Origin of the sequence: Opitutus sp. (assembly GCA_024998815.1) — a bacterium.
GTDB lineage: Bacteria > Verrucomicrobiota > Verrucomicrobiia > Opitutales > Opitutaceae > Rariglobus.
In genome coordinates this window covers 1,258,304-1,270,388 of record JACEUQ010000001.1, presented here as the reverse complement: position 1 = coordinate 1,270,388, position 12,085 = coordinate 1,258,304, and the positions used below count along the sequence as shown (strand labels likewise).

12 protein-coding genes are annotated in these 12,085 nt (G+C 61.7%); all 12 read left to right on the top strand.

Features of this window, described 5'->3' with window-relative positions; genetic code table 11:
• The first annotated feature begins 22 nt into the window (after positions 1-22).
• Complete coding sequence (locus H2170_05495; protein ID MCS6299540.1) at positions 23-1,213, top strand: site-specific integrase; 1,191 nt, start codon at positions 23-25, stop codon at positions 1,211-1,213.
• A 197-nt stretch (positions 1,214-1,410) separates the two neighbouring features.
• Complete coding sequence (locus H2170_05490; protein ID MCS6299539.1) at positions 1,411-1,656, top strand: hypothetical protein; 246 nt, start codon at positions 1,411-1,413, stop codon at positions 1,654-1,656.
• 323 nt (positions 1,657-1,979) lie between these two features.
• Positions 1,980-3,188, top strand: a complete 1,209-nt coding sequence (locus H2170_05485) for a hypothetical protein (protein MCS6299538.1) — start codon at positions 1,980-1,982, stop codon at positions 3,186-3,188.
• Positions 3,157-4,317 (top strand): hypothetical protein, encoded by a 1,161-nt coding sequence (locus H2170_05480; protein ID MCS6299537.1) that lies wholly within the window; start codon positions 3,157-3,159, stop codon positions 4,315-4,317. The genes H2170_05485 and H2170_05480 overlap by 32 nt, the downstream gene beginning before the upstream one ends.
• A 197-nt stretch (positions 4,318-4,514) precedes the next feature.
• Positions 4,515-5,594, top strand: coding sequence for an ATP-binding protein (locus H2170_05475; GenBank protein ID MCS6299536.1), 1,080 nt, complete (start codon positions 4,515-4,517; stop codon positions 5,592-5,594).
• On the top strand, positions 5,591-6,253 hold the full coding sequence (locus H2170_05470) for a ribonuclease H-like domain-containing protein (GenBank protein ID MCS6299535.1): 663 nt from the start codon (positions 5,591-5,593) through the stop codon (positions 6,251-6,253). Before H2170_05475 ends, H2170_05470 begins: the two co-directional genes overlap by 4 nt.
• Positions 6,254-6,258: 5 nt before the next feature.
• Positions 6,259-6,696 carry a DUF669 domain-containing protein gene (locus H2170_05465; protein ID MCS6299534.1) on the top strand — a complete coding sequence of 146 codons (438 nt, stop codon included), beginning with the start codon at positions 6,259-6,261 and terminating at the stop codon, positions 6,694-6,696.
• Positions 6,683-8,230, top strand: coding sequence for a DEAD/DEAH box helicase (locus H2170_05460; protein ID MCS6299533.1), 1,548 nt, complete (start codon positions 6,683-6,685; stop codon positions 8,228-8,230). The genes H2170_05465 and H2170_05460 overlap by 14 nt, the downstream gene beginning before the upstream one ends.
• Positions 8,230-10,245, top strand: coding sequence for an AAA family ATPase (locus tag H2170_05455; GenBank protein MCS6299532.1), 2,016 nt, complete (start codon positions 8,230-8,232; stop codon positions 10,243-10,245). Before H2170_05460 ends, H2170_05455 begins: the two co-directional genes overlap by 1 nt.
• A 258-nt stretch (positions 10,246-10,503) precedes the next feature.
• The gene (locus tag H2170_05450; protein MCS6299531.1) at positions 10,504-10,926 is read left to right on the top strand and encodes a hypothetical protein; all 423 of its coding nucleotides are present in this window, start codon (positions 10,504-10,506) and stop codon (positions 10,924-10,926) included.
• Positions 10,923-11,489 carry a hypothetical protein gene (locus tag H2170_05445; protein ID MCS6299530.1) on the top strand — a complete coding sequence of 189 codons (567 nt, stop codon included), beginning with the start codon at positions 10,923-10,925 and terminating at the stop codon, positions 11,487-11,489. Before H2170_05450 ends, H2170_05445 begins: the two co-directional genes overlap by 4 nt.
• On the top strand, positions 11,470-12,045 hold the full coding sequence (locus H2170_05440) for a DUF3102 domain-containing protein (protein ID MCS6299529.1): 576 nt from the start codon (positions 11,470-11,472) through the stop codon (positions 12,043-12,045). Before H2170_05445 ends, H2170_05440 begins: the two co-directional genes overlap by 20 nt.
• Positions 12,046-12,085: the final 40 nt, after the last annotated feature.

The following is a 12,085-nucleotide window of genomic DNA, read 5'->3' as shown; positions in this document are numbered from 1 at the left end:
CAATTGACATGGCAACCTAAACATGTCCCCGTCCGCATTCACCGTTAGCCGCTTCATAAATCCCAACGGCATCACCTCTTGGCGAGTCGATGGCCGCATCAACGGTCTTCGCATTCGCAAGAACTTCAAAACCCGTGCCGAGGCCGGAGCCGAAAAGGCATCCCTCGAAGCCAAGGCCGCTCAAACCGAGGCAGGCGTTCGCACTGCTTTAACACGCCTGACCGACGAGCAGCTCCATGACGCCGAAACCGTCTTTCGCCGCCTTTCAGAGGCCCCTAAGTCTCTAGTGTTTTACGTCGATTTCGCCTTGGCCAACTACCGTGCGCCTGATCGCGAACAAACCCTAGCCGAAGCTGTAGCCGCCTACATCGCTTTTAAGACACGGGAGCATGACCAGAATCTGCTCTCGATCTCCCAACACCACCACATCCGCCGCCAACTGGAAGTTCTCATGAAAAGCTTTCCGGGCGTGCTTGTTTCCCAACTCACCACCCTGCAACTCACCGAGGTTTGTCAGCGTGGCAACGCCTGCCCCAAAACGATCAATAATCGCAGAGGTATCCTGCATACCTTTTTTAAGTTCGCCTTCCAGAAGGACTGGGTCGCCACCAATCCGGTCGAAAAGATGCCCCACCACCGCATCGCTCACCGGCGAGGTTCTGCCAAAACCCTTAGCGCCGAGCAAGCCGCCAAGCTCATGCACCACGTTGAGCAGATTGACGGCGGTGTCATGGTGCCGTTCTTCGCCTTGGCGCTGTTTGCCGGCATCCGCCCCTGCGTACGGAATGGCGAAATCATGAAGCTCCAAGCCGACCATGTCCGTCTCGATACCGGCGTCATCCTGATCGAGCCCGAAGTGTCCAAGGTGCGCATGAAGCGCAACGTAACCATCCAGCCCAACCTCGCGGCTTGGCTGACCGCCTACCCGCTCGATCGCTTCCCCATCATCCCGAAAAACCTTAAAAATAGCCGCGCCGTTGTGGCCAAATCCTTCGACCTGTCCCACGACATCATGCGGCACACGTTCATTTCCATGCACGTCGCCAAATACCGATCGATGGGCGAGGCAGCACTCCAGGCGGGCAACTCAGAGAGCATCATCCGCAAGCACTACCTCGACCTCAAAACCCCTGCCGAGGCCGAGCAGTTCTTCGGAATCCTGCCGACGCCGGTCCCCGCCACCGCCGCGATCCCCTTACCCATCGCCGCCTAGTCGGCACCCAACCCACTCCACCACCCCGTGCTAATCCGGGGTCAAATCAGTCAATGTTGACCTATTTGACCTCGCCCATCCCTGCCAGCCTTCAACCCCTCCCCAAAAACGACACAGATGTCGTTTTTGATCACCGCCCGCACCTTCACCCGTGCGGGCTTTTTTCCGCCGCCACGTTGACACCCCGCCTTGGACGCATGAACCCAACCACCGTTTCCGCTCCCTGTATTCAACCCTCGATCAACGCGCAACTCACCGACGTAGTAGGTCTTCGCGCCAGTGGCATTTTCCCCATCGGTCGTGAACCCTCCATCCGCACTCTGCGCGAATGGTCCAAACTCCGCCGCATTCCTCATCACCGCGTCGGCCACTTCGTTTATTATGATCCGGCAGAGGTTTCGCTCCATATCCGCACCAAACTAAAAATTCCCGCCCGCGCCTGATTCGCATCCCGTCGCATCGCGCCGATTTCCGGCGTCGCCCTTGCCGCGCCCCTGCCCGCCCTTATCGGCGGGCTTTTTTGGCAACCACAGTAACCCATTCACCGCGTCCGGTTCCCTCAAAAACCCAGTTAATCGAAAATTAACTGGGTAACTTAAGTGCCTATTATTTAAACTTTTAATAATTAGTAATCAATTGATCCAAGCCAAGAAAGGTCCACACCCCACAACCGCTAAGGTCTTGTCTGGGCTAACGACCAAGCGGGTTTGAGGGTTTTCCCTCCTTCACGCGAGGTGCGCGCCCGCACACCCCTGCACACCCCCTAATGTCGAACTACAATCCTCGCACGTTCACCTCCCTGGGCCTTCTGCGCTCCATTCCGGCCGCTCTGCTCCACCGGTTTTTCCTTCCGCATCAGGGATTTCTTCAATCCCTGCAGTTCGACTGGCCCGACAGCCCTGAAAATCTCGATTATCGTGCGCTTCACGCGACGTTGATGAAGCCGCTCGCCTCCATGCCGGACAAGCGTCTCGCCCAGGCCATGTTCGTGGTCGACGAAATGTCCGACGAGGCCGGCGTCGCCGCCTTGGTCGACGCGATCCGCGAGACCGAACCCACGTTCAGCCGTGACCGCCACATGGAAAACGTCGTCTTCGTCATGACCCGCTGGCTGATCGACCCCGAGCTCGTCGAGAACACCAATGCCCGCCGCTATGCCCGCGAAAACCGTACTTTCCGCTCCTACCGCACGTCGTTGAACCTGCCTGCCGGTCGGCTCAATGCAGTCGAGTTGGCTGCGTTTCAGGACCAAATCGCCACCTTGCTCGCCCCGTTTTACCCGCCGGAGAGCGTTAAAGTTTTCCAGTTCCCCGAAAACGACGGCAGCGAAACCCTCCGCTTCATCGTCCGTCACGGCGGCCCGTTGGTCCGTGAGGGCATCGTCAAAGCCGACGCCCCGGGCGAGTCCGACAGTTGCCTGTTCCGCCGCGAGGTCTTCGACGTGATCGTCTACGACCCGCAAAATAATGAGGTGCGTATCCACGCCAAAAAACGCGACTGCGACCTCTACACCCACGCCTGCGGTTTGCAGTTCCTCGACAAAGCCGACGCCTTTCCCGACACCGACAAATACACCCTCGAACCTCTCCGCACCGCCCGCGAACAGTCGCTGGTGTGCGCCGACATCCTCGGCCTCAAATCGATAACGTTGATCGAGCTCGATGTTCACATCGGTGGCGAGTTGGCCGAGTCGGTCCTCTACCGCGCCGATGATTTATTCGCCAGCAGAGCCATGAATGAGGCCAACGTCATCCACGGTCGCACCATTCAGGCGGCTTGTTTCGAGGTGACTTTCAGTCACTCGCGCCGCACTCGCTTTGTCACCGTGCAGACCCCGAACAAGGCCAGTTTTAAGCGCGATAACGAAGGCCAGTTGATCGAAAAATGGATGCGTAACTCGGGCATCATTCTCAGCGAAACGTCACCAACTCCCGACTACGCTGATGTCGAATTTGATTTTGCTGCGGTTGTTTGAGCGGTTGCCGTTGCTGGCGGGGGTTTGCGCGGTCCCGTCCGAGTGGCACCACCACCTCGGCGCAGATTGCTTTCGTTCGCTGCCGACCGGCTACCTCGTCAACACCCGCCGAACCGCGCGGTGGGTGCCCTGTCGACATGCCCAACGCTCCTGCCGTCGGCTGCACCGGATCGACGAAGATGCCGATGGCCGACTTATAGCCTACGCGCAGCCCGGCGAGGCTTGCCCACATTTTGAAATCACCGCCGCAGACCGGCTGGTTTGGCGCATCGACCTGCCTGCAATGTTGGCCGACATCGCCTCGACTCTAACCCTCGACGGCCCACCCGAGGCGGTGGCACCGACCTGCTGGCGGCTCGGTACCGCCACCAAACGCCGCATCCCGGTCTTCGTTTCCCTCGCCACCTCGGTGGTCGGCCACGCCCAAAACGTCGCCTTCGTCGCCGCCCAAAAGCACGAGCGGCCCGTCTTTTTCGTGCCAACCGCCAGTGCCGCGCTCCAACCCGTGGATACCGCCCTCGCCATGGCCAGCGGCCGCCTTGGGGTGCTGGCTGATTTTTTGGAGCTGGACCGCAAAAACCGGCTAGCAGCGACTCTCGAACTGGCCGAACGCTGGCGCGATCTCGACCGCGAGCCCGCCCGCGTTTTGGAAAAGCTCCCCCTGCCAGCCGGGGCCACCTGGGCGCATCTGGTGGTGACACTGCTGACCAACGGCAAAATCAACATCGCTCACAGGACGGGTTCGCCTGAACGCTCCTACTCCCGCGCCGAACTTGGCTTCGAAAACAAGGCCGGCGCTGAAACCGAAGCGTGGAGGGCGCTCGATTTCGCGGCACACCACGGTTGCATCCCGATTACCCTAACACCGGGCAAACGGGACGACTCCACCCGCAATCGCATGCGATCAATCGCCAGTGGGTTGCAACAGGTGGTGAATTTACCCACCGCTGGCTTCGAAAAAGCCACTTCGCCGTTTCACGAAACCCCCGGATGCGTGCCGGTGCTCGGTTACTGGCCGCTTTTCAAATTACGGCCCCAATCGGCTCGTTTTACCCCGCCGGTGGGTAATTACCCAGTCCCCGTCCTCGACCTCGCCGCCGATCCCGACGAACCGCCAGATTCAGATTAACCCTCTCTACAAAAGCCGCTTGCGAACCGCAGGCGGCTTTTTTGTGCCCCAGTCGCGGGGCCGTTTTTGGGTAATTTGGGTAATTACCCCCGTGGTTTCGTAACCCAAAATATCCGCAAAACCTCCGCCGCCAGCGGAGCCGGATGGGAGGCTCCGGGTTATGCCTCCCGTTCGGCGCTCTGGTGATTTGCAAACAAATGTCTGTTTCCGCCGTCAATAAACCAGCCGCCCCCGTGACCATAACGCGCGGCCTGATCCCGAGCGCCACCCGCCTCGCCCTTTACGGGCCGGAGGGCGTCGGCAAGACCTCCCTCACCGCCGGTTTCCCCGCACCGGTGTTCCTTGATACCGAGGGAGGCTCCGCCCACCTCGACGTCGCCCGTTTCCCCCGGCCCCGCGCCTGGGCCGAGCTGCTCGCCGCCACCAACCACCTGGTCGCCGCCGACCATGGGTTTCAAACCCTAGTGATCGACTCCATCGACTGGGCCGAAAAGCTCCTCATCGAGGAAGTCTGCCGCAAGGCCAACAAGGAGAGCCTGGAAGACTTCGGCTACGGCAAAGGTAACGTCTACCTTGCCGAGGAGTTCGCCCGCTTTTTGGCCCTGCTCGAAAAGCTCCGCGACCGCGGTATTCACGTGGTCCTCGTTGGACACTCGATGATCCGCAAGTTCGAGGCTCCCGACGCGGTCGGTGCCTACGACCGCTTTGAGCTGAAACTGAGCAAACAGGTCGCCGCCTTGGTGAAGGAGTGGGTCGATGCCCTGTTATTTGTGAACTTCGTCACCAAGGTCACAGAAAAGGACGGTAAACAGCGTGCCGTCGGTGGCCGTGAACGGGTCATCCACACCACTCACACAGCAGCCTGGGATGCTAAAAACCGTTACGGTCTCGAAGACAAAGTCCCCTGCGTCGTCGCGAGCCTCGCCCCGCTCTTCACCCGCGCAGCAACCCCCGCCACACCAGCACCGGCGTCGCCCAAGGTCCGTTCCTCATCGCCTGCTGCAACCACGCCAGCCTCACCGTTGCTCCTAATCACCCGCGAGCAGGCCGAAAAAATCGACCTCTACTGGGTCACCCTCAACAAAACGCACGAGGACCGCGCAAAGGCTTTCGCTTGGATCGGCTGCGATAGCATCGACCTGCACTGGAACGAACTCACCGCCGACCAAGCCGAACGGTTAATCGGCAAGCTACAGGACCAGATGAACAAGATTGCCGAGGCGTCGACCTCGACCGCAGCCAAAGCGGCCTCGCGCCAGAACGGAGGTGCCCGATGAGCACCTATATTTTCGACATCGAAACCGGCCCGCGTTCCCGCGCCGAACTCGCCGAGTGCGTGCCGCACTTTGAGGCCCCGGCCAACTGGAAGGACCCCGAAAAGATCCGCGCCTACGTCGCCGAAAAGGAGGCCGAGTGGTTCCAGTCCGGGGCCCTCTCCGCGCTCACCGGTCGGGTGCTCGCGATCGGCTACACCAACGAGGCGACCGGAGAAATCGGCTTCTTTGCCTCCAATAATGAGGCCGCTGATATCGGTGCCTTTTGGCAACTGATCGCCCCCACCGGTTACCTGCAGGCCGAGCTGATCGGGTTTAACAGCAACCGCTTCGACCTGCCGTTTTTGATCCGCCGCTCCTGGCATCTCCGCGTGCCGGTGCCGACCGAACTCGTTTCCGGCCGGTTTCTGCCCTCCCATTGCCGCGACCTGCTCGACTGCTGGCGATGCGGCAACCGCGAGGACTCCGTCTCGCTCGACCGCCTAGCTCAGTTCCTCGGCGTCGGCCGCAAGACAGGTCACGGCGCGGACTTCGCCGCCCAGTGGGCGACCGACCCCGCCGGTGCCCTCGACTACCTCGCCAACGACCTCCGCCTCACCCGCCGCTGCGCCGTCGCGCTCGGCCTCCTCGCTCAATCCTCCGCCTCCCAACCCTCCCTTTAATTACCATGAAATACACTGCTTCCGCCGACGCCCCCAAATCCTACCACGTACCCGCCGGTGACTATACGGTCGCCATCGTCGAGGCCACCGAAACCGTTTCGCGCGCCACCGGCGCGGATATGATCAAGCTCACACTCCTAGCTGAAACGCCCGACGGAGCCAGCGCGAAGGTTTTCGATTACCTGGTCGCATCCGCCTCCTCCGCCTGGAAAATCGACGCCTTCCGCCGGGCGCTAGGCCATGAAATTGATCCTGAAGAATTAGTTGAACTCACAGCCGAAGAGCTGATCGGCCTCACCCTGCGCGTCCGCCTCAAAGTCGAGAACTACAACGGCAAGGCTAACAATAAAGTGGAATTCTGGCTCGCCCCGCTTCTGCCCACCGTTCCGGCCGCCTCCGCCAACGCCGCCAAAAAGGAAGGAGCCGCCAATGAGCCGTTTTAACCTCCGCCCCTACCAAACGGCCTGCGTCGAGGCCGTACTCAGCAAGTTCCGCCAGCACGGTAAACTGCTGGCCGTCCTCCCCACCGCCGCCGGTAAAACCGTGATCTTTTCCCACACGGCAGAAAAGTTCGCGCCCGGCCGCACCCTGATCCTCGCCCACCGCGAGGAATTACTCAGCCAAGCGGCGGACAAGCTCACCCGCGCCACTGGCATCGTCGCCGAAACCGAATGCGGCACCCGCCAAGCCAGCCTCAACGCCCAGGTGGTGGTCGCCTCGGTGCAAACCCTGATGGGCGAAAAGCGTCTCAGCCGTTGGCCCCGCGACCATTTTAATTTGGTCGTGGTCGACGAGGCGCACCATGCCCTCGCCGAGAGTTACCAGCGGGTACTCCGGCACTTTGACGGTCACGCCAAAGTGCTGGGCGTGACCGCCACGCCCGACCGCGGTGACAAGAAAAACCTCGGCACCTACTTCGAGGACATCGCCTTCGAGGTCGGTCTGCACGAGCTGATAGAACAAGGATACCTCACGCGTATTTCGGTGCTCACGCTGCCGGTGGAGATCAACCTGACCGAAGTGCGCACCTTGGCCGGTGACTACAACGACGCCGACCTGGGTATCGCCATCGAGCCGCTATTACGCGGCATCGTCACCGCCCTGCGCGAGTCGATCGGCACCCGAAAAACCCTCGTCTTCCTGCCACTGATCCGCACTTCCCAGTTGTTCGTCGAACTTTGCCAAGAGGCCGGTTTCACCGCCGCCCACATCGACGGTCAAGGCGAGGATAGAGCCGAGCTGCTGGCCCGTTTTGCCGCCGGTGATTTCCAGATACTGAGCAATTCGATGCTACTCACCGAGGGTTTTGACGAGCCCTCAATCGAGTGTGTGATTTGCCTCCGCCCGACCAAGGTCCGCGCCCTCTACGCGCAGATCATTGGTCGCGGCACGCGGCTTCACCCAGGCAAGGAAAACCTGCTGGTGTTGGACTTCCTCTGGATGACCGGCCGCCACTCCATTGTGCGGCCTGCTCATCTGGTGGCATCCACGCCAGAGATCGCCGATGCCATGATTGCCCAGTCCGTCGAAGCGGCTGTCGGTAAGGAGCTCGACTTACTAAAGGCGGAAATCGACGCCAAGTCCCAGCGCGAAGCCTCGCTTGCCACCGAGCTGGCTGCCAACGCCAAGCGGGCGGCGCGCCAGATCGATCCGGTCGAATTCGCGCTCTCTCTGCACGAACTCGACTTGGCCGAGTACGCCCCGACCATGGCGTGGCACCACCAGCCGCCCTCGTTCAAGCAGCTCAGCCTACTCGAACGCAACGGCCTCGATCCGGCCGCCATCCGGGATAAAGGTCACGCGGCGGCGATTATCGACCGCATCCTCGCCCGGCGTAACCTTGGTTTGGCTACGCCCAAGCAAGTCGCCTGCCTGCGCCGCAACGGTCATCCCCGCCCTGATCTTGTCACGTTCGCCGACGCCGGTGTGTGGATGACGGATCGGTTCAAAAACCAGCCAACCCGGAGGGCTGCATAATGTCCCTGCGCTACACCTCGCCCTCCGCCAGCGCCGGGCCGCTCGACCTGATCGAGCGCGCCCGGCGTTATCTCGCCAAAATACCGCCCGCCGTTTCGGGCCAGCATGGCCACGACCAGACCTTCGCCGTTGCCTGCACATTGGTGCAGGGCTTCGGCCTGGCGGTGGCCGACGCCGCCCCGCTTTTTGCCGAGTACAACGCCCGTTGCTCGCCCCCGTGGTCCGAGCCTGACCTCACCCACAAACTGACCGACGCCGACCGCGCCGCATCACCCACCGAAGGCCGCGGCCACCTCGCCCGCTCCACCGGCCCCTCATCCCCCATGTCCCATCATTCTCCCAATCCTACCAATGGTCATTTGTCATTGGGCATTGGTCATTCCGAAGGCGAAGCCTTCGAGGTCTTCCTCCGCGCCTGTTTCGAGCCGGCCGATGTCTTGTCCATCGCCCCTGGCACGCTTCACCCCGAAGCCGAGCGCGCCATCCCTGAAAACGGTGGCGTCAACATCCTCACCCGTGACGCCTGGATCGAACGCGCCTCTTCACGCGGAGGCATCGCCCACGTGTTCAGTGGGCATCATGGTCTGTTCATCCGCATCAACCCGGTGCGCCACGGAGCCGAGGGCACCGACGAAGATGTAACCGCCCTGCGTCACGTGCTGGTTGAAAGCGACGTGATCTCCAAGCCCGAGCAGGAACGCCAGCTCCGCGCCTCCGGTCTGCCCATCGCTGCGCTGATCGACTCAGCCGGTAACTCGGTGCACGCGTGGGTGCGGATTGACGCGAAGAACCGCGAAGAATACCACGCCCGCCGCGAGAAAGTCTGGGCATCCTTGCCCGGCTTCCAGATCGACAAGGCCAATAAAAACCCGTCGCGCTTTTCCCGTTGCCCCGGCGGCCTGCGCAATGAGGGCGTGCAACGCCTCCTCGCCGTGAATCTCGGGGCCTCCTCGTTCTCTGCGTGGGAAGCCCAGCATGTAGACGCCCGCGACATTGTCACCGGTAACACGTTCTGCGCTGAGAACGAACCGGATCCACCCCAGCTCATCGAAGGCATCCTGTTTCAAGGCGCGAAGATGATCATCGCCGGACCGTCCAAGAGCCGGAAGACCTGGAATCTAACTGACCTCGCCATCTCGGTTTCTTTGGGGCGTCCATGGTGCGGCTTTCAAACCCGTGCCGCCTCCGTCCTCTACGTGAACCTGGAGATTGCCAAATTCAGCTACCGGAAGCGCATCCGCCTAGTCTGTGCCGGTCGCGAGTTCATGCCCGATGACCTGTCTCGCTTCCACATCTGGAATCGGCGCGGCAAGGACAACGAAATCACTGAACTTTCTACCCGACTTCGCCAGCAGGTCGCGCGAGTCGGAGCCGAACTCATCATCATCGACCCAATCTATAAGACCTACGGGGACCGTGAGGAGAATTCAAATACCGAGATGGCGCAGGTCTTGAACGAGCTCGAAAAGTTGGCCCACGACACCCATACAGCGGTTCTGATCGCGGCCCATTTCCCCAAGGGTAACCTCACCGGACGCGACGCCATCGACCGCGTTGCCGGTGCATCAGTCTTCGGCCGTGATCCAGACGCCTTACTGATCATGTCACCCCATGAACAGCCGGAGGCGTTCACCATCACACCGATCCTGCGCGACCTACCCCCGCAACCCGAGTTCGTGATCCAGTGGACCACCCATCACTTCGAGCGTATCGCCGCCGACCCGAAGGCGATTCAGGGGCGCGACAACAAACCTGCCTCCGCCCGTCGTGAGACTAGTTTCATACCCGGCAGCCACCGCGCCATGTTCTCCAGCATGCCACCGCTGGCCAACTCGGCAAACCCCGAGGAAAGCGCCGTGATCGCCTACATTTCCGCCAAGCTGACGGCAGCGGGGAAAGACCCCACCAAGGCGGTATCGGTCTTCCATACGATCCGCCACCCTGACAGGGGCATGCTCATCTTCGACCGTGCCTCCAAGACGTGGAAAGGAGTCAACTATGTCGCCGCAGAATAACCTCCATTGCTCGCCCCGCGCCACCTTGCGCGCCACGGTGACGCCGGTCAGCGCCACCCCCCTCCTTAGCGTCACTAGCTCACAGGTGGCGCTAAGCGTGACGCTAGCCCCTGCTGCTATTCTTCTAAAGAAGAAGAGAGCGAGCTACGCTAACGCTCGCCTCTCTTCTTTCGACGGGACGGACCAACCGCCCACGCCGCTCCGACTACTCGCTACCCGCTACTCACCACTCGCAACTTTCGCCGCTGGAGGTGCCCGATGAACTCACGCGAAAAAGGTAAACGCGGTGAGCGCCGTTGGCGTGACGTGCTGCGCGAAGCCGGCTTCCTCAAAGCCCATCGAGGCGTACAGTACGCGGGCGGCACCGACTCGCCCGACGTGGCTTGTCCGGAGCTGCCCGGCATCCACTTCGAGGTGAAGGCCGTCGAAGCGCTCAACATCTGGCGAGCGATGGACCAGGCAATCCGCGACGCCGGTGCGCGCAAGACGCCGATAGTGGCCCACACCCGTAACCGCTCCGGCTGGCTCGTGACGATGCGCGCCGACGACTGGCTCAACCTCATCCGTCAAAGCGACCACGTCGCCGCAAGCGAAGTAGCGCAGGCTTCCAGCCTGCCTCCGCCCCATCGGCCCGATTCCTTGCCCTTTGCGGCCACTCCAACCCCCGCGCCCTCGCCATGACCTGCGCCGACCGCCAAGCAGCCCGCGATGCCCAATACTCGGAGGCCTATCGCGCTTGGGTGGCCAGCCTCTCACCCGCCGAACGAGCTCAACTCGCGGCGGGGGGCTTGGCTCAACCCGACGCCACGCGTCACACCAACACGCCCCAGCACGACGACACCTTGCTCGAACGTCGCGCTGCTCCCGATCCTACGCCCGACTCCGTTGCCGAAGACGCCGATGATCCCAGCCCAACCGACGCCACTGCCGACCAAGTGGCAGCCTCAGCTTCGGCGATCCTCGCTTCGTTTTGCGCCCGCATCCGGTCGCACCCCAACCCCATGCTCGCCTTCGACGCCGCCTGTTTCGCGTCCGGCCTCATGGACATCGAAGGCCTGAGCGAAGCCGCGCTCGCCGAACGCCACGGGGTGACACGCGCGGGGTTTTCCAAACTCGTCGTGAAGTGGTCCGAAACGTTCGGCCTGCCACCGTCGCGGGGGATGCGCACCAAGCGAGCCCGCCGCATTTACCGCCTCGCCCAATTGACATCGCACACCTCAAAACATGACCGCGCCCAAAACTAAACCTGTCTCACTCGAAATCCTTCCCGCCGTAGCTACCGACGGGGGGATTGTTCTCTCCATCGACCTCGCGCTGGCGATCAATGCCGCCTTCACCAAGGCCCAAACCCTTGCTGGTTCGGCCCGAGAAAAGGCCCAGCACGCCATCGTTGCGGCCATCGACTGCGGGCGGTTACTCGAACGACAAAAGAGCAGTTTGCCCCATGGGGCTTGGACGGATTGGCTTGCCGTGAATTGTCCCGAAATCTCGGGACGAACGGCCCAACGCTACATTCGATTATCAAAAACGACACATGTGTCGTTTTTCAATGATGCCCACTCGTTGCGTCAGGCTTACCTCGCAACGGGGGTATTACCCGAACCGGCTCCACGCGAAGCCGTCCAGCCCGATGCGAATACACCGGTCATCCAATTCACGAAAGGGCTGGATCAGTTCCGGCGCTGGTACCACCGCCGCACCGACGACACCCCGCTGGCCAAGTGGACCCCCGAAGCACGCCGCCTGCTCCGGCAAGAACTCACCTGGTTCAAGAACCTCTACGACGACCTTGCGGCCTAAAATGCCGAGGGGGACGCAGCTCGGCGCTTCATTGTGCGCG